At 52.8% G+C, this 17,183-nt stretch carries 17 protein-coding genes and 1 tRNA gene; 10 read left to right on the top strand and 8 right to left on the bottom strand.

The features are described 5' to 3' along the window. The first annotated feature begins 2 nt into the window (after window positions 1-2). From mazG to D5366_RS05165, 6 genes are all read left to right on the top strand, one after another. Window positions 3-788, top strand: coding sequence for a nucleoside triphosphate pyrophosphohydrolase (gene mazG / locus D5366_RS05190; protein ID WP_141492574.1), 786 nt, complete (start codon window positions 3-5; stop codon window positions 786-788). A gap of 71 nt (window positions 789-859) precedes the next feature. After that, window positions 860-1,903, top strand: coding sequence for a tRNA preQ1(34) S-adenosylmethionine ribosyltransferase-isomerase QueA (queA, locus tag D5366_RS05185; protein ID WP_141492573.1), 1,044 nt, complete (start codon window positions 860-862; stop codon window positions 1,901-1,903). A gap of 32 nt (window positions 1,904-1,935) precedes the next feature. Continuing rightward, window positions 1,936-3,075: a tRNA guanosine(34) transglycosylase Tgt gene (tgt, locus tag D5366_RS05180; protein WP_141493835.1), complete on the top strand. Its 1,140-nt coding sequence runs from the start codon at window positions 1,936-1,938 to the stop codon at window positions 3,073-3,075. A gap of 481 nt (window positions 3,076-3,556) precedes the next feature. Beyond that, window positions 3,557-3,787 carry a ribbon-helix-helix domain-containing protein gene (locus D5366_RS05175; protein WP_141492572.1) on the top strand — a complete coding sequence of 77 codons (231 nt, stop codon included), beginning with the start codon at window positions 3,557-3,559 and terminating at the stop codon, window positions 3,785-3,787. A 25-nt stretch (window positions 3,788-3,812) separates the two neighbouring features. Then, on the top strand, window positions 3,813-4,643 hold the full coding sequence (locus tag D5366_RS05170; RefSeq protein WP_141492571.1) for a TerB family tellurite resistance protein: 831 nt from the start codon (window positions 3,813-3,815) through the stop codon (window positions 4,641-4,643). 245 nt (window positions 4,644-4,888) lie between these two features. Next, on the top strand, window positions 4,889-6,349 hold the full coding sequence (locus D5366_RS05165) for a catalase (protein ID WP_141492570.1): 1,461 nt from the start codon (window positions 4,889-4,891) through the stop codon (window positions 6,347-6,349). A 50-nt stretch (window positions 6,350-6,399) separates the two neighbouring features. Here D5366_RS05165 and D5366_RS05160 read toward each other — a convergent pair whose 3' ends face one another. The 7 genes from D5366_RS05160 to mnmE form a co-directional block, all read right to left on the bottom strand. After that, window positions 6,400-6,795: an MAPEG family protein gene (locus tag D5366_RS05160; RefSeq protein WP_141492569.1), complete on the bottom strand. Its 396-nt coding sequence runs from the start codon at window positions 6,793-6,795 to the stop codon at window positions 6,400-6,402. A 158-nt stretch (window positions 6,796-6,953) separates the two neighbouring features. Continuing rightward, window positions 6,954-7,029: transfer RNA gene (locus D5366_RS05155), tRNA-Lys, on the bottom strand. An 84-nt stretch (window positions 7,030-7,113) separates the two neighbouring features. After that, the gene (locus D5366_RS05150; protein ID WP_141492568.1) at window positions 7,114-7,992 is read right to left on the bottom strand and encodes a ParB/RepB/Spo0J family partition protein; all 879 of its coding nucleotides are present in this window, start codon (window positions 7,990-7,992) and stop codon (window positions 7,114-7,116) included. Between the two features lie 4 nt (window positions 7,993-7,996). Next, window positions 7,997-8,797 carry a ParA family protein gene (locus D5366_RS05145; protein ID WP_141492567.1) on the bottom strand — a complete coding sequence of 267 codons (801 nt, stop codon included), beginning with the start codon at window positions 8,795-8,797 and terminating at the stop codon, window positions 7,997-7,999. Beyond that, a complete protein-coding gene (gene rsmG / locus D5366_RS05140; protein WP_141492566.1) occupies window positions 8,784-9,371 on the bottom strand; it encodes a 16S rRNA (guanine(527)-N(7))-methyltransferase RsmG in 588 nt (195 codons plus the stop codon). The genes D5366_RS05145 and rsmG overlap by 14 nt, the downstream gene beginning before the upstream one ends. Further along, window positions 9,368-11,224 carry a tRNA uridine-5-carboxymethylaminomethyl(34) synthesis enzyme MnmG gene (gene mnmG / locus D5366_RS05135; protein ID WP_141492565.1) on the bottom strand — a complete coding sequence of 619 codons (1,857 nt, stop codon included), beginning with the start codon at window positions 11,222-11,224 and terminating at the stop codon, window positions 9,368-9,370. The genes rsmG and mnmG overlap by 4 nt, the downstream gene beginning before the upstream one ends. 2 nt (window positions 11,225-11,226) lie before the next feature. Then, the gene (mnmE, locus tag D5366_RS05130) at window positions 11,227-12,522 is read right to left on the bottom strand and encodes a tRNA uridine-5-carboxymethylaminomethyl(34) synthesis GTPase MnmE (protein ID WP_141492564.1); all 1,296 of its coding nucleotides are present in this window, start codon (window positions 12,520-12,522) and stop codon (window positions 11,227-11,229) included. Window positions 12,523-12,682: 160 nt separating this feature from the next. Between mnmE and D5366_RS05125 the strand changes: the two genes are divergently transcribed. From D5366_RS05125 to D5366_RS05110, 4 genes are all read left to right on the top strand, one after another. Continuing rightward, window positions 12,683-13,132, top strand: coding sequence for a methylated-DNA--[protein]-cysteine S-methyltransferase (locus D5366_RS05125; RefSeq protein WP_141492563.1), 450 nt, complete (start codon window positions 12,683-12,685; stop codon window positions 13,130-13,132). Between the two features lie 132 nt (window positions 13,133-13,264). Continuing rightward, the gene (locus D5366_RS05120; protein WP_141492562.1) at window positions 13,265-13,837 is read left to right on the top strand and encodes a TetR/AcrR family transcriptional regulator; all 573 of its coding nucleotides are present in this window, start codon (window positions 13,265-13,267) and stop codon (window positions 13,835-13,837) included. A gap of 131 nt (window positions 13,838-13,968) precedes the next feature. After that, the gene (locus tag D5366_RS05115) at window positions 13,969-14,367 is read left to right on the top strand and encodes a glycerol dehydrogenase (protein WP_141492561.1); all 399 of its coding nucleotides are present in this window, start codon (window positions 13,969-13,971) and stop codon (window positions 14,365-14,367) included. Further along, the gene (locus D5366_RS05110) at window positions 14,367-16,553 is read left to right on the top strand and encodes a pyrroloquinoline quinone-dependent dehydrogenase (protein ID WP_141492560.1); all 2,187 of its coding nucleotides are present in this window, start codon (window positions 14,367-14,369) and stop codon (window positions 16,551-16,553) included. The genes D5366_RS05115 and D5366_RS05110 overlap by 1 nt, the downstream gene beginning before the upstream one ends. A gap of 37 nt (window positions 16,554-16,590) precedes the next feature. On the opposite strand, the gene pnuC is transcribed toward D5366_RS05110, so the two are convergent. Next, window positions 16,591-17,175, bottom strand: coding sequence for a nicotinamide riboside transporter PnuC (gene pnuC / locus D5366_RS05105; RefSeq protein ID WP_141492559.1), 585 nt, complete (start codon window positions 17,173-17,175; stop codon window positions 16,591-16,593). Window positions 17,176-17,183: the final 8 nt, after the last annotated feature.

Raw genomic sequence — 17,183 nt, 5'->3', positions numbered from 1 at the left:
CCATGACCGCTCAGCACGCCGAAGAACGCCAGATTGATCGCCTTCTGAACATCATGCATCGCTTGCGTGACCCGCAGAATGGCTGCCCTTGGGATGTAGCGCAAACCCCCGCAACTATTGCTCCGTTCGCTATCGAAGAAGCATATGAAGTTCTGGATGCCATAAGCCGTTCCGACCACGCATCTCTACCTGATGAACTGGGCGATCTTTTGTTTCAGGTCGTTTTTCAGGCACAGATGGCGCAAGAAGCGGGCCTGTTCAACTTTGATGATGTAGCCCGTACCATTGCCGACAAGATGGAACGGCGTCACCCGCACATTTTCTCACCCGGGGCAGAACAGGGAAATTGGGAAAACATTAAAGAAACCGAACGGCGCGGCCGCGCGGAATTTGGAGCTCTTGCTGGTATAGCTTCCTCCCTACCCGCTCTTTCACGCGCCGCGAAGCTCTGCAAGCGGGCAGAACGCGTAGGATTTGACTGGGATAACCCGCAGGGCGTTCTTCAAGCCGTTAAAAGCGAGTTAGCGGAACTTGAAGCCGAAATGGGAGGTGACCATGACCGTATCGAAGACGAATTAGGCGATGTTCTTTTCAGTGTGGCCAGCCTAGCACGAAAAATGGACATTGACCCGGAAGCCGCCTTACGCCGAAGCAATGCCAAGTTTACCCGCCGCTTCGAGGCTATGGAAACATCCCTCGCGCATGACGGAAAAACAATCGCCGAACAGGATTTGCCAACGCTTGAGGCTCTTTGGAAGGCTGTCAAAAAACAACCCGGCATGCTGTAACAGCTTCTCCAACAGTACCGCCCCAGCCCCATAATATTCTCGGCGCGCCGGGAAACTGCTAAAGAGCCTGCATGACCGACGAGCTAGCACTTTTTGACTTTGACTTACCGCGCTCAAACATCGCGACAGAGCCAGCACGGCCGCGCGACACAGCGCGCCTGCTGCATGTCCCAGCACAGGGCAGTAGCACTTTAGGTATCGTCCGGGATTTACCCTCTTTTCTGCGCCCTGGGGACCTGCTCATTGCCAATGATACAGCCGTCATTCGTGCGCAGCTTTCTGCAACACGTGGCACAGCCCGTATCGGCATTACTCTTGACCGTATTTTGCCGGATCGGAGCTGGCATGCCCTGGCACGCAACTCCCGCAAACTCCGGCCCGGCGATATTCTCAATTTTGGCGATGATGTCGTAACCGCCGAAATTATAGAGAATGAAGGTGATGGTGCAATCCAACTCCGCTTCTCTGTCGAGGGCGATGACTTTGATGCGTTTTTGGACCGTGTCGGGGCACTCGCTTTGCCGCCGTATATTGAGCGCCCAACAGGCCCGACACACCAAGATGATGATGACTACAAAACCATCTTCTCAGATAAACGTGGAGCGGTAGCAGCCCCAACGGCGGGGCTACACTTTACGCCAGAGCTGCTCGCGGCTCTCGACGCACGAGGCATCACACGCCGTACCTTGACCTTGCATGTCGGTGCCGGAACATTTCTTCCGGTTCGCTCCTCAATTTCGGAGCATCGTATGCACGCCGAATGGGGTGAGATTACCGCTGAAACAGCTCAACTCATCAACGATACACGCGCCAAAGGCGGGCGTGTAATTGCCGTAGGCACAACTTCGCTACGCTTGCTAGAGAGCGCAGCTCAAGAAGATGGTACCGTACGCCCTTGGAGTGGCGAGACCTCCATTTTCATCCGCCCTGGCTACCGTTTCCGCGCGGTAGACTTGTTAATGACTAATTTCCATCTCCCGCGCTCAACGCTTTTCATGCTCGTATGTGCCTTTAGTGGTACCGAAACGATGCGAGCCGCCTATGAGCGCGCTATCCGTGAAGACATGCGTTTTTACTCTTACGGAGATGCTTGCCTGCTGGAGCGCGCTGAATGAGCAAACCTGACTTTTCCCAACATGCCGAAAAAATGGTCTGGAAGCCTGAAAGCACTTGCGGTCAGGCCCGTGCCGGCCATCTGCACACGCGGCACGGAACCGTCCCTACCCCAACCTTTATGCCCGTTGGCACCGTTGGTACGGTAAAGGGAATCACGACCGATTCTGTTCGCTCAACGGGCGCGGGCATCATCCTCGGTAATACCTACCACTTGATGCTACGACCAACGGCAGAGCGCGTAGCCAAGCTTGGCGGGTTACACCGAATGATGGATTGGCAAGGCCCTATCCTGACGGACTCGGGCGGTTTTCAGGTCATGTCACTTGGCGCACTACGCAAGCTTGACGAAGACGGCGTTACTTTCCGCTCCCATATTGATGGCAGCGCACACCGCCTGACGCCTGAAATCTCAACTGATATTCAGCACAAGCTCGACGCAACAATCACTATGGCGTTTGACGAGTGCCCGGCCCTGCCTGCTACCGCAGAATCTCTGCGTAAATCGATGGAAATGTCGATGCGCTGGGCCGCACGTTCCCGAGAAGCGTTTGTTGCGCGGCCCGGCTATGGGCAGTTTGGTATCGTCCAAGGCGGCACAGAGCGTGACCTTCGCGAGTATTCTATCAAAGCCCTTACTGATATCGGCTTTGAAGGGTATGCAATCGGTGGTCTTGCCGTTGGTGAAGGGCAAGAACTCATGTTCTCTACCCTAGACTTCACCACCCCCATGATGCCGCATGACAAGGCGCGTTACCTTATGGGTGTTGGCACCCCTGATGACCTACTGGGTGCCGTTATGCGTGGGGTCGATATGTTTGACTGCGTCATGCCCTCCCGCGCAGGACGCACTGCGCGCGCATACACTGAGCGGGGCACTATTAATCTACGCAATGCCCGCTTTGCAGAAGATACGCGCCCCATTACACCTCACGATGACAGCCCAATGGCGGGGCGCTACAGCCGCGCTTACCTACATCATCTGTTCCGCGCGGGTGAAATGCTCGGCCCTATGCTGCTTACATGGCATAACTTAGCCTATTATCAGCGTTTGATGCGCCAAATTCGGGCTGCGATCGTTGAGGGCACACTTGACGAGCTTGCCGTCACCTTACGTGCAGGTTGGGCACAAGGTGATTGGTCAGAAGACGAATGGCCTATGCCTGTTTACTAAACTTAATTACCCGTGGGGGAGTAATACCTCTCTCCCACTCTCTACACGTTTAAATATAGACCCAAATTCCCTGTAGTATTAACAATACATGGTTTATTTTCATATTAGATCGTGAACTCAAGTACCAACTTAGTTTTTTGGTAAACGTGATGCTTGGCTATCGCCCTACTGATCATGGCATAGTGCTCTTTTTCCCGTAGATAATCCGTACAAAAAACAAACAACTTACAGCCGCATCATTATGATGGTTGAACGTTTACTGGATTTCCAATTTTTACAGTGTAAAGTTATTGTTTGTGCTTATTAACAAGACCGACAAATGTACCCATCCCGCACAAACAACCTAGATTGCAGCGCGCCAAACGTGCACCAAAAGCTTTCTTTCGTTAGTATTAGCCTCCATGGACTTCTTTTTCTCGAAAAGCCCGAACATGCGGAAAGCGATCTATTTATTTAACGGCTTTATGCTGGAAACCGCACTATGAGCTTTTTAGTCAAGCGCAGCCTTTCTCTAAGCGGACACCGTACATCCGTCGCCTTAGAACCAGAGTTCTGGCACGTGCTGGATCAAGTCGCGATTCAGCGCCAGCTTAGTTTCACAGCGTTAGTCGCTGAAATTGACGCACGCCGAACACCAGATCGCCCCCTTGCCTCGGCATTACGCGTAGCGGCACTTCTGTCGCGCAACCCGCAACAGACTAATTTGCTCTAAGCTCATTGCATGCTAGATTGCAGCCATGAGCATCTGGGGCAAACTTTTCGGAAGTGTAGCTGGGTTCGCTGTCGGCGGGCCATTTGGCGCTTTGATGGGCGGAGCTTTAGGGCACGCTGCTGATAGCGGAGCACTCCTCAACCCCAAGAGTGGTGGTTTCAGTGAACGCTTCAGTGCAAAAGGACGCCCAGACCCTAACAGCGCCGCGTTCTTTGCTGCAGCAAAAGTCGCCGCTGCCCTCGGTAAAAACGATCAACTCTACGCCATCGGCCTCGTCGCTTTATGCGCAAAACTCGCTAAAATTGATGCTCCGGTAAACCGGGCAGAAATCAACGCCTTTAAAACATGCTTTCAATTTCCCCCCGATAACGTTCGGGAGGTTGGCATGCTCTTCGACAAAGCGCGCGAAAGAACAGACGATTTCGAAATGTACGCCCGCGAAATGGGCAAAGCCTATACTAGCGACAAAACGCCGCTGGAACATCTGCTCACGGCTTTATTTCGTATAGCACGTGCCGATGCAGGTTCTGATCAACGCTTACACCCGGCAGAATTAGATTTTTTACAGCGCGTACATCGTGCCTTTGGTCTTTCCGTCGGCGCTTGGGAACGCGCAGAAAGCGGACAGACACGCGCCCAACAGAGTAGTGGCTTTGATGCTTATCGTGTGCTCGGCCTCTCGCGTACAGCAAGTGATACCGAAGTCAAACAGCAGTGGCGCAAGCTCATCCGTGAGCACCACCCTGACGTTCTTGCGCAAAAACCTATGAACGAACAGCAAAGAAAAAAAGCTCAAGACCGCGTCGCACAAATAAATGCTGCTTGGGACCAGTTAAAACGCGATCGTAATTTATAACCGGTGTCTTCTTTTTAACCGCGACAGCACCTAAATTACGTCACTATTATTTTTTTGAAATATAGTTTTTTACCTAGAATTATTATTAATAACCTACAAATAACAGGTGCTTTGTATAAAATTCAGACGAAGTAAAAATGAGAATGATTATCAATTAAAGCAAATAAAAAATTATAATTCTTTGGAACCGAAGAGAACTCAAGCACTTTAGGGGTATATCCTACACCAATCAGAGGATCACCCCCATGTCCACGGACAGCTTGAAAACCGCTACAACAGACTCTGGTGCACCTGTTTCAAGCACTGAAAACTCACTCAGTGTTGGTGCTGATGGACCCATCGTACTGCACGATCATTACCTGATCGAGCAAATGGCCACCTTCAACCGCGAAATGATCCCAGACCGGCAGCCACACGCCAAGGGGGGTGGTGCCTTCGGTTACTTTGAAGTAACGCACGACCTAAGCCGCTACACGAAAGCAAAATTTTTGCAAAAGGGAGCGAAAACTGACGTCGTTATTCGCTTCTCAACCGTTGCAGGTGAGTCTGGCAGCCCTGACACGTGGCGTGACCCACGCGGCTTCTCGGTAAAGTTCTACACCGAGGAAGGCAACTTCGATATGGTGGGCAATAACACGCCCGTCTTCTTCATCCGTGACCCAATGAAGTTCCAGCACTTCATCCATTCCCAAAAGCGCCGTGCAGATAACGGTCTGCGTGACAATGACATGCAGTGGGACTTCTGGACACTTTGCCCAGAAACTGCGCACCAAGTCACGTGGCTGATGGGAGACCGCGGCATCCCTGCAACATGGCGCCACATGGATGGTTTCTCCAGCCATACCTACATGTGGGTTAATGAGGAAGGCGAACGCTTCTGGGTCAAGTACCACTTTAAAACAGATCAGGGCATCAAATGCCTGACGCAAGATCAAGCTGACCAACTTGCAGGCAGTGACGCCGATTATCACCGTCGTGATCTGTATGAGGCTATTAAGCGTGGCGAGCACCCCAGCTGGACGCTCAAAATGCAGATCATGCCTTACGAAGATGCAAAAACGTATCACATCAACCCATTCGATCTTACAAAGGTATGGCCTCAGAGCGAATACCCTCTGATCGAGGTTGGCAAGCTCGTTCTCGACCGCAACCCAACAGACTTCTTCGCGCAAATCGAGCAAGTTGCGTTTGAACCAAACAACCAGGTTCCAGGCACAGGTCTGTCCCCAGACAAAATGCTCCTTGGTCGTTCTTTCGCGTATGCAGACGCCCACCGCGCACGCCTAGGCGTAAACTACAAGCAGATCCCTGTTAACGCGCCAAAATGTCCTGTGCATTCCTATTCCAAGGGTGGGACGATGCGCAGCCTGAACGCGTCTGACCCTGTGTATTCGCCAAACACCAAGGGTGGTCCAGCTCCAGATGCAGAGCGCTTCCCAGAAGACGCAGTCTGGTCAGCAGATGGCGAATTCGTCCGTGCAGCCTACACGTTACGTCCAGACGACGACGACTTCAGCCAAGCCGCTAAACTCGTCAACGACGTAATGGACGACGCAGCACGTGACCGTCTCGTACAAAACGTATCCGGTCACATTCTGGGTGGGGTAGAAGAACCCGTTTTGTCCCGCGTGTTCGAATACTGGAAGAATGTTGATCAAAAGCTCGGCCAACGCATCCAAGATGCGGTTCTGAGCCAGAAGAAGTAAGCACGAAAGGCCATTGCCTCCTTTTAGGGAGGCAATGGCCTTTTCGCCTCTTAGCTGAAAACAGCGCCAAAAAGCACCAATAATAACCCGATCAACGATACGAAGAAGATCAAGGTCCGGATAACCGGAATACCCGCCGCATAAATCGGCAGATAAGCGACTCTCGCACCAAGGTACAAAATTCCACCCCATTGCGTTTTCCAGCCCGTATGGTTAACGGCCAGCGCTGTCAAAATTGCACCTAGAAAAAGCGGAAGTGTCTCAAACAGGTTTTCCTGTGCACGCTTTAGGCGCGCCGGGAATGGATTCAGCGGCGGCGTGTCGCCGTCCCGTGCTCCTACATTCCATTGCGTGCCGTATTGCTTGGTTCTGGCAATAGAGGCCCAAAATATATTTACCAACGCTAGAAGAATTACCCCGGCGATAACGCCTACTTCTACTTTCACGGCTCTCTCCTTTATTCGTAAAGGTCTACGAACTAAAGTAGATACGCAGCATCGATGCGGGGAGTTCCTAGTCTCTATGAGACGCAGAAAGTTTCCAGCACTGATAATAACGCTGTTTGGCACGTATTTTTATTTTGATGAAGACCGGAGGCAACACTTGGTGGGCACACAAGGGCTCGAACCTTGGACCCGCTGATTAAGAGTCAGCTGCTCTACCAACTGAGCTATGTGCCCAAGATGTTGCCTTCCGGTGAGAGGGTCTATACACCGCAATCACCTAGAAAGGCAAGAACTTTTTTCACATTTTTTACATAAAAATTAAGCGTTGAGTAAACGCATCAAAGCTTCAAACTGCTCCAGTGAACGATAGCTTATTTTTAAGGACCCACCCTTTTTGCCATCATAAGCAATATCGACTTTCAGTCCCAAACGGTTTGCCAAGCTCTCTTCTAGTTTAACAATTTCTACGTCCCGCTCTTTGGGTTCTGAAATATCGGAGGGGGCACTTTTTGCCGCTACCAATGCTTCAGTCTGACGCACATTCAACTGACGGTCTAAAACAACCTGCGCTACGTCTTCAGGCTGAGGGTGCCCAAGCAGCGCCCGAGCGTGCCCTGCGCTCAATCGTCCCTCCCGTACGTGCGTACGGACGAGTTGAGGCAGCTTCAGCAAGCGAAGCATGTTAGCAATGTGCGGCCGTGACTTACCAACCGCACCAGCTAATTCTTCCTGAGTAAGCACATAATCAGTCAGAAGGCGCTGCAGCCCCTCGGCTTCTTCAATCGGGTTAAGATCTGCGCGCTGCAAATTCTCAACCAGTGCAGCTGCCATTGCGTCCATATCGTCTAACTCACGAATATGGACTGGCACATCATGCAAACCAGCCTGCTGTGCCGCACGCCAGCGGCGTTCACCCGCTATGATCTGATAATGCCCTTTCTGGTCCGGATTAGGACGAACCAGCAAAGGCTGCAAAACACCACGGGAGCGGATAGAAACGGCCAGTTCTTCCAAACGAGCTGGATTCATGTCTCGCCGCGGCTGAAAGGGGCTTGGTGCTAAGACATCAACAGACAAGGTCGTCGAAGTGTGGCTGGGTCCACCCGCACGCGTTGCTTGCGCCAACTGCGGAGCCTGCTCCCCAAGTAACGCAGCAAGGCCGCGCCCCAAACGCGGCATGCCGTCTTTTTTAGCCATCGCGTTATGCCTTTGCCCGTGCTTCGTTGCGTTGTAGAAGTTCGTCCCCTAATGCACGGTAAGCAGCAGCGCCGGTGGAACGAGCATCGTACTCCAATACCGTTGTTCCATGACTCTGCGCTTCAGAAACACGAATATTCCTTGGGATCAAAGTCTCGTAGACCTTTTCACCAAAGAAACCCCGAGCATCTTGTGCAACAAGCTCAGAAAGATTGTTGCGGCGATCATACATCGTCAGCACGATCCCCTCTAACTGCAAGTCAGCATTAAACGCGCGACGTACCCGGTCAACTGTTTTCACCAACTGACTAATACCCTCCAGCGCAAAAAACTCACATTGCAGAGGCACCAAAACGCTGTCGGATGCGACGAGCGCATTAAGTGTCAGCAACCCGAGGCTTGGCGGGCAGTCAATCAAAATCGTGTCGTACTGACCTTCAAGGGCATGCAAGGCATCGCGCAGACGATACTCACGCCGGTCATCGTCAATGAGTTCAATTTCCGCACCAGCCAAGTCACTGTTCGCCGTGATAATTGACAGGTTAGGCAAAGACGTTGCCAAAGGTAAATCTTTGGGCTCCGCCTCGCGCGTGAGGGCGGCGTATGTGCCTGTTGAACGTTGGTCATACTCCACGCCGAGCCCTGTTGAGGCATTGCCCTGTGGGTCCAAATCAACCAACAGAACACGCTGCTTTTCGGCTAAAGCGGCGGCCAGATTGATGGCAGTTGTCGTCTTGCCAACGCCACCTTTCTGATTGGTGATTGCAATGATACGGGTCGTTGTTGATTGCTTATCGAGTGACACGCTGAAAATCACAAACCTTGATGATGGCGCCGCCCTCGGCAGTGCGGCTATTAAAAATCTCAGTGGAGAGATGCCAGTCCCGTTGGGCCTCGGTCAACTCGTCAGATGCCTTGGCACCTTTTAGGAAGAGGCAAAAACCTTCTGGTTTCAGCAATGGGCGCGCCCAACCCAACAAACGCTCCAGCGGGGCCAAAGCCCTCGCTGTGACGACATCCGCTGGCTCTAGCGAAACTGTTTCAATACGCTTGGCCACAACTTGCACTGTGGCACCGCATTCACGCGCTGCTTCCCGCAAAAAAGCGCATTTCCGCTGGTCAGACTCTACAAGAGTCACAGGCAAGCCAGTCGCTATTGCAAGGATCAAACCCGGGAAACCACCGCCAGAGCCAAGATCTGTTATACGAGCATTTTGTGGGACCAAAGAAGCGAGCTGCAAACTATCTTCTATGTGCCTTGACCAGAGATGAACAAGGTCACGTGGGCTAACAAGATTAATCCGAGCGTTCCATTGCGTCAGCAACGAAGCAAAACGTTCTAGTTTTTCTTGTGTTTCACGTGAAACTTCCACCGTCATGCCGCCCCCTTCAGATGCGCTAATAATGCAACCAACGCAGCAGGCGTCACCCCACGAACGCGTTGAGCCGCAGCGAAGCTCGTAGGCTTTGCGGCAGCTAAACGCTCCTGCATCTCGGCACTTAAGCCTCCGACGCTGTAATAGTCCAAATTAACCGGCAACGTAATGGCTGTTTCAGCCGCAAGCTGTCGAATTTCGCGCTCCTGCCTTTGCAGGTAGCCACCATAACGGGCCTCCGTCTCAATGTGGCGTTGAACACGTGGTGACAATGTGCCGAACCAAGGCGCCAAGCTTGCCAAGTCAGCCTTATTGCCCTGAGCGGCTAGAACATCATGTAAGGTGCGCCTACGCCCATCAAGAGAAACCTCCAACCCAACGTCACGCAGTTGCTGTGGCAGGAATGTTGTTTCTGTAGCCCGTTTGGAAGCGGTCTCAATGCCATCAACCAATGCCTTGTGCGCCTGCTCTCTCTCCACACCGACGCAGCCCGCATCCAGCCCTTTCTGGGTCAAACGCAAATCAGCATTATCCGCCCGTAAGCTCAAACGGTATTCGGCCCGCGAAGTGAACATACGGTAAGGCTCACTAATGCCATGCAGGGTGAGATCATCAATCATGACCCCCAGATACGCCTCACTTCTGTCTAGGACGAAAGCGCTGCTACCACTGGCAGCCCGGGCCGCATTCAAACCCGCAAGCAACCCCTGCGCACCAGCCTCTTCATAACCTGTCGTGCCATTGATTTGCCCCGCCAGATACAAACCAGGTAGACGCCTCACTTCTAGCGTTGGCAACAACTCCCGTGGATCGACATAGTCATACTCAACAGCATAACCCGCCGTTACGATACGTGCATTTTCTAGCCCCGGCATTGTGGCAATCATCATTGCCTGTACGTCCGCAGGTAGGCTGGTGCTAATACCGTTTGGGTAGACCAAATCTCCACCAGGATTCCCGGGCAGAGCTTCAGGCTCCAAGAATACCTGATGGGCATTACGCTCAGCGAAACGTACAATCTTATCTTCAATAGAGGGGCAATAGCGCGGCCCCCTTCCGGCAATAGCTCCACCATACATAGCTGACAGGTGCAGATTATCCCTGATTATAGCGTGTGTCTTTTCTGTAGTTTGACTAATCCGGCATGAGAGTTGGGGATTCGTGATGCTCTTTGTCAGAACGCTGAATGCCTCAGGAACTGCGTCCCCTTTATCCTCATCCAGCTCTTCCCACGCGATGCTGTCACGGGCAATACGCGGGGGCGTCCCGGTTTTCAGGCGTCCCATTTGCAGACCCAACTGCTCCAAACGCTCCCCAAGCAGCGTTGCAGGCTCCTCACCTATACGCCCAGCCGCATGCGAAACATGACCAACATGGATCACCCCACGCAAAAACGTACCACTTGTAAGCACAACCGAGGGCGCACGAAATTGCCGTCCATCTTCACACACAACACCCGTAATACGGCCATTTTCGACCGACACATCTGCTACGGCACCTTCAATAATCTGCAAGCCTTGCGTCTGCGCCAACAACTCCTGAATCGCTGTACGATAGAGGGAGCGATCTGCCTGCGCACGAGGCCCCTGTACAGCTGGCCCCTTTGAACGATTAAGAAGCTTGAAGTGAATCCCAGCGCGGTCAGCCGCCTTCCCCATCAAACCATCCAGAGCATCGATTTCCCTGACAAGGTGCCCCTTTCCAATCCCCCCAATAGCGGGATTGCAAGACATTGCCCCAACCGTGTCCAAACGGTGCGTTAATAGCGCCGTACGCGCACCAAAACGCGCAGCCGCAGCCGCAGCTTCGCAGCCAGCATGGCCACCACCGATTACGATGACATCAAAATCCGTCAAAGTCATTTCCCGATACAAAACTGCCCGAAAATCGCATCGAGCAATGATTCGACATCCACATGGCCAGTCAGACGCCCGAGTGAGCGTAGTGCCAAGCGCAACTCCTCGCCACGCAACTCTGGCCAGTCCGCTCCAAGTGCACGCTCCAAGTAATGGGCGGCTTCCTGTATGCCCGCCCGGTGCCTCGCACGCGTTAACGGCGGAGCGGCCGCTCCAGCAGTCAAAGCCCGTACTCGCTCGCTCAGCGCCGCACGCAAAGCCGACAAACCAGCCCCTGTATGCGTGCTAATACCTAGCATATTTTCTGGGGCTGGCGCGACGTCGATTTTCGTACGCACACTGACCTCTGCCTCATTAAGGATCTCTGGCACATCACCCGGCCCACTCAGGTGCAGAACAATATCGGCCTGTTTCACGTGAAACAACGCCCGCCTTATGCCTTCGGCCTCAATCTCGTCGTCTGTCTCACGCAAGCCCGCGGTATCAATCAGCCGCAACTTCACGCCATCCAACACCCAATCCAACGCGATAGCATCGCGCGTTGTTCCCGCACGATGCGTGACAATAGCGGCATCCATGCCGGACAAAGCATTCAACAAGCTCGACTTACCAACGTTGGGGGCGCCCGCGATAACAACCGTAATCCCAGCCCGCATCAGCTCACCGCGATGGTCCTGCAAATGCTCTCCCATCTCGGCCTGCAAATTCCATATATTAGCTAGGAGTTCCGCCTCAACAGAATCTGGCAAATCTTCATCAGGAAAATCAATAAGAGCTTCCTGATGCGCAACCACGATACGCAAACGCTCCGCCCACCCATCGTAGAGCTTACTCAGTGCTCCGTCCGCCTGCCTCAACGCTTGCTTACGCTGGCTTTCCGTCTCTGCTTCAATAAGATCAGAAATAGCCTCTGCTTGCAGCAAGTCCATCCGCCCATTCTGAACCGAACGGCGCGTAAATTCACCCGGTTCAGCCGGACGAGCACCAAACGCTGTTAACGCATCCGCAACCCCAGCAATAATGGCAGGACCAGCATGGAGGTGCAGTTCAAAACCATCCTCCCCCGTATATGATCGCGGACCAGGGAACCACAATACAACAGCCTCGTCCAAAACTTCACCATCGTGTCGCAAACGACGCAAACTCGCACGACGAGGTTCAGGTAAAACCCCACATAAAGACGCTAATACACGCGCACTCCCTGTGCCGCTTGCACGCATCACAGCAATGGCACCACGCCCAGCGCCGGTGGCGAGTGCGAAAATGACGTCGGAATCGTTGAAATCTGGATTAGCCATACGCGCTCTCTAATGCACCTGAAGCTCTAGGAAAACCGAAACCCGCTCTAAAAAGCTGAAATTCTCACTCACCATACCCCTTAAAATCTTTCCCACTTACTGGCGCTCAAATCAGTAATTATAATCGCTGCAATCCCACTTTCAGACTGAGCCTCTGCATATGCCCCAACTTTCATGCCATACCCCGTTAGGGGCCCTCACCATTAGTGAAGATGACCAACGTATCGTTGCTCTTGATTGGGGCTGGGGACGCGACCAAGAAGAAACACCTTTGCTTCTTACCGTCAGAGAGCGACTTGAACGCTATTTCGACCGCGAAGATGTTGATTTCAGTGACCTCCCCTTTGAGCCATACGGCACCACTTACCAAAAGAAGATCTGGGCTGGATTGCTCACTATCCCCTACGGAAAAACGCGCTTCTATTCTGATTTTGCAGAAGAGTTCGGGGGTTCTGCTCGCTCAGTCGGCGGGGCCGTTGGCGCAAACCCTATCCCCATCCTAATCCCGTGCCATCGTATTATTGGTCGATCAGGCCTCGGCGGATATTCAGGCATGAACGGCGTGGACGATAAACGTATATTACTCAACCTCGAACAACCCGACGAATAATCGCATATCGCTGGTCCCAAACAGAGTTACCCGCCCCATTGAGTGGACCGGGTAATCTCCTCGTATCTTTACATTGTAAATATCTAAAGAGCCGCCTTTCCTCGTGGATGTTTACGCCGTAAAGACCTCGCCATGATCGAGACCAAACCACGTTACCACCACGGCGACCTACCCAACGCCCTTCTCCATTCTGCTCGTATCCTGCTTGAGCAAGACGGAATAACAGCACTCAAACTTCGCGCCATCACGCGGCATGCAGGCGTTTCCGCAACCGCAGCCACCCCACATTTCGGTAACCTTGCGGGTATTCTCAGCGCACTGGCGGCCATAGGCTTTGAGGAACTCAGCGCAGCCATGTCCAGCACCCACGGCAAAACACCACGTGAAATTGGTTTGGCGTACATTCGCTTCGCGATTGCAAACCCGGGCTTATTTACACTTATGTTCCGTAATGACTCAGTCGATCGTACCACACCAGATCTGCAAAAAGCTTCTAAAAAAGCCTTATCCTGCTTAACTCCAATGGTATCCCACAACACGACAGCCACAGCTTTTGACAACGCCACCCAAATTGCATCCATATGGGCCAAACTACACGGCCTCGCCATTTTAGCGCTTGATGGTCAGCTTCAGGCACTGACACCAACCCCTTTGACGCCCATCACGCTCGAAAAGTTTTTATCTAATACGTTGAATTATACATAATTTTTTATTTTATGGGCACAAGTCGAACTTAATTTTCATTTGTCAAAAAGGCGTTATATGCCAAAATAGACTTGTTAAAATATCGCACAATACTGCATCCTGCACCTCCACAATTTGCAGGAGGTCCTCTCATGTCCAACATGCGCTGGCCCAGCCACCCACGTGACTGGTGCGCTTTTGTTCTAGGCGCGATCATCACACTCCTCGGGCTCCCCATGGTTATTATGGGAGCTGATCTCATCGCTCTTGGCGGCTCGTGGTATTATACCATCTGCGGAGCCGTCGTTGTTTTCTCCGGCATACAAATCATGCTCGGCCGCACCATTGGCGCAACAGCCTATCTACTTGCATGGTTCGGCACAGCCGTCTGGTCCCTCTGGGAAGTCGGCTTTGATGGATGGGGCCTTTTGCCTCGCCTGTTTGGCCCGTCACTTATCGCCATTCTTGTTTTGTTGATCATACCAACACTCAAACGGCGCAACACCCACACAAGCCGCCCCGCAACTTCGCAGTCAGGAGCAGCATTCTGATGCGTATTTCTCTCCTCGCCGCCAGCGCACTCTCCCTCGCGACATGCAGCTCTTTCGTTTCTCCTGCAAAAGCACAAGTCGCATCGGAACACGCCTCTTCAATCCCGGGTAGTAGCCCGCAAGAAGAAGGGCCATCTGTTAATTCAAAATTCGGCGCACCGTCCCCATTCGCGCCACAGGCAGCAGGCGTTAACGCAGCCAATCTCCCAGACAATCCCTCAATGGACCCTGCTGAAGTTACACCTATGGTGCCACAGCAAAGTGCAACACCGGCTGAAGGTGACTGGGCTGCGTATGGACGCGATGATGATGCTAGCCGCTACTCACCATTAGCGCAGATCACACCTGAAAATGTAGGTCAGTTACAGCGCGCCTTTATCTACCATACGGGCAGTAAACCAGCCCCCGGCCAAGCCAATAAATGGGCCGCTGAAACCACCCCTCTTAAAGTCGGGGATGGTTTGTATATGTGCTCCGCCACAAACGACATGATGAAGTTGGACCCTGCCACGGGCCGTGAAATATGGCGCTTCAAAGCAGGTGTACAGTTTCATTCCATTCCTTATACCGCAGCCTGTAAAAGCGTCGTCTACTACACTTCTTCCACTACTCCCGAAGGCCAACCGTGCCATAACCGCATCGTTGAAGCGACCTTGGATGAACGCCTCATCTCAGTTGATGCCGATACTGGTGAAGCCTGCAAAAACTTTGGCTTCAACGGCCAAATTAACCTGATGCAAGGTATGGGCGAGTCCGTTCCCGGCTTCGTTTCTGAAACTGCCCCTCCCCCAATCATCAACGGTGTTATTGTCACAAACCAAGAAGTTCTAGACGGTCAAAGACGATGGGCACCCTCTGGTGTTATCCGTGGATACGATGCCGAAAGTGGCAAATTTCTCTGGGCATGGGACGTAAACCGCCCCAATGACCACAGCCAACCAGCACCGGGTGAGCACTACAGCCGCGGCACACCAAACTCATGGGCTGCAATGACCGGCGACAACGCCCTCGGCTTGGTCTACGTCCCTACAGGCAATTCAGCGGCAGATTATTACTCAGCTCTACGTACCCCTGAAGAAAACGCCGTCTCCTCGTCTATAGTCGCGATCGACGTTAAAACAGGCTCGCCACGTTGGGTCTTCCAAACCGTTCATAAAGACGTTTGGGATTATGACCTCGGCTCACAAGCCACGAAATTCGACTTCCCAACAGATCACGGCCCAGTACCCGCACTTATCGTTCCGACGAAGCGTGGGGAAACCTTCGTACTTGACCGCGCTACAGGTAAACCCCTCCTCCCTGTGGAAGAACGCCCCGCACCAGCCGGGCACATCCCGGGCGACCCAAGAGCGGCCACACAACCTTGGTCCACAGGCATGCCGCGCCTTGGCTTTCCTCCCCTCAAGGAAAGCGACATGTGGGGCATGTCACCTATTGATCAGCTTTTCTGTCGCATCAAGTTCCGCCGCGCACGGTACGAGGGTGAATTCACAGCACCATCCCTCGACAAGCCATGGATTGAATACCCAGGCTATAACGGCGGCTCTGACTGGGGCAGCATGGCGTATGACGCCAAAACAGGCATCCTGATCGCAAACTGGAACAACACACCAATGTACGACCAGCTTGTTACGCGCCGTCGCGCAGACAAGCTCGGCATGCGCCCTATCGATTCCCCCTATTTTGATGCCAAATCAGGCGGCGCTGAAGGAAATGGTGCACAGGCAGACACACCATACGGTATTGTCGTCACACCTTTCTGGGACCAGTTCACAGGCATGATGTGCAACAAACCGCCTTATGGTGCCATCACCGCCATCGACATGCACACACGCAAAGTCCTGTGGCAAACCCCACTTGGGACAGCCCGCGCAAACGGCCCATTTGGCTTACCAACATATCTACCGCTTAAAATTGGTACCCCAAATAACGGTGGCCCCATCATCACTGCCGGTGGCCTCGTCTTTGTAGCCGCTGCGACAGACAATCTAATCCGCGCTATCGACATCAAAACAGGTAAAACAGTCTGGAGCGATGTTCTTCCTGGCGGCGGTCAGGCCACGCCTATGACTTACGAATACAAGGGCCGACAATACATTGCCATTATGGCTGGCGGACATCACTTCATGATGACTCCAGTCACGGACGACCTCGTCGTTTATGCACTTCCAAAAACAGGCAATTAATACCTGGCTTTCCCCTTCCCAATCGGAAGGGGGAATTTCATCCCTCAACAGCAGGGATATTTTTTTGGAATTCTGTTTTCCACTGCCAAGCACCATACGCCGCTAAGACCGTAAACATAACGTACAGCCAGGCCGTCAGCTGGTCGTGCCGTACAAAAAATAGCGCGGCATAAAGGGTATCCACCACAATCCAAAGCACCCAGCTCTCCCAGTGCCGGCGGGATGCCCATAAAGATGCCAAAAGGCTGAAGCATGTCAGGCCAGCATCACCCCACGGCAGGGGGTCATCCGTAAATGTCGCTAAAACCCACCCCACACACGCTGTACTGGCCAAAGTGAAGATGATCTCAAGGCCAAACCGACGGTAGCTGGCACGCGTAACAACGAGTCCCGACTGTTCCCCGCTGTGCTGATCTTTACACCAAACCCACCACCCGTAGAGCAGTGTAACCGCATAGAATGCCTGCAAAGCCGTATCGCTATAAAGCTTCCATAACAAAAACTGATAGCAATAGACAGAAACCCCAACGATTCCGATAGGCCAACACAGCATGTTGCGCCTGACAGTCAGCCAGACACCCAGTACATTCGTAATGACGCCTATAATTTCCAGCCAAGACATCACATAAC

Source organism: Neokomagataea tanensis, assembly GCF_006542335.1.
Classification (GTDB): domain Bacteria; phylum Pseudomonadota; class Alphaproteobacteria; order Acetobacterales; family Acetobacteraceae; genus Gluconobacter; species Gluconobacter tanensis.
The sequence above is the reverse complement of the archived record's forward strand: the minus strand, read 5'-3'. Positions and strand labels throughout refer to the sequence as shown.